This window comes from Pseudomonas frederiksbergensis (genome assembly GCF_003732665.1).
In the GTDB taxonomy this organism is placed as follows: Bacteria; Pseudomonadota; Gammaproteobacteria; order Pseudomonadales; family Pseudomonadaceae; genus Aquipseudomonas; species Aquipseudomonas frederiksbergensis_G.
Window position 1 is genome coordinate 1 of record NZ_MOBP01000075.1, and the last position, 294, is coordinate 294.

Annotated in this window: 1 protein-coding gene; it reads right to left on the bottom strand. The window is 60.9% G+C overall.

The genetic code is table 11. The annotated features are described in order from the left end of the window. Positions 1-294 (bottom strand): lipocalin family protein (locus BK665_RS33215; protein WP_148053276.1); only part of this gene is annotated, 294 nt, incomplete at both ends.

The following is a 294-nucleotide window of genomic DNA, read 5'->3' on the forward strand; positions in this document are numbered from 1 at the left end:
ACACCCGGGATCAAACGCGAAAACCAGTTATCGAACTGGACCCACCGTTTGTCGGTCTTGCCCGGCACTTGTGGCCAGGCCGTGCCCTTGGCTTCTTCCCATTGCCATTGCGGCGTCCGGCAGCGGTTGAGCACTGCCACGTTGCCGTCCGGCAGGAGGGTGTAATGGGCTTCGGATTGCGCGCAGTTGCGCTGGAAATACATCGGCCGCCGCGCCAACTCGTACCAGGTCCCTTGGTACTTCTTGAGATTGACGCTGTTGACGGTCTTGGGCGCCAACGGATCTCCGCCAGAA